The organism is Kitasatospora sp. SC0581 (assembly GCF_048159585.1).
In the GTDB taxonomy this organism is placed as follows: Bacteria; Actinomycetota; Actinomycetes; order Streptomycetales; family Streptomycetaceae; genus Kitasatospora.
In genome coordinates this window covers 1-325 of record NZ_JBLRWA010000305.1, presented here as the reverse complement: position 1 = coordinate 325, position 325 = coordinate 1, and the positions used below count along the sequence as shown (strand labels likewise).

1 pseudogene is annotated in these 325 nt (G+C 74.5%); it reads right to left on the bottom strand.

What is annotated here, in order from left to right:
- A pseudogene (locus ACLWS4_RS38205) lies at positions 1–325 on the bottom strand (hypothetical protein); the annotation flags it as partial.

Here is a 325-nt window from a genome sequence, read left to right as displayed (position 1 = left end):
CTCCTCGCGGATGTGGGAGACCACCCGGCCGACCGACTCCCGCACGGATTCCGTCTCCGTCAGGAAGTGCCAGTAGTCGGGGTGCCGGCCCTCCAGCGTGGTGATCGCCCGTTCCAGCCGGGCCACGGCCTCGTCGAGGGGGCGGGCGTGCGCCGGGTCGGGGGTGTTGCGGCCCGCCATGGCGAGGCGCTGGGCGTCGCGGATGGCGAAGCGGGTGCGCTCGATCTCCTGCTGCGGGTCCTTCTGCACGGCGTTGAGCCGCCGCAGCCGGTCGCCGGCCGCCGAGACGGCCTCGTCGGTGGTGTTCAGCAGCGCCCGCACGGTC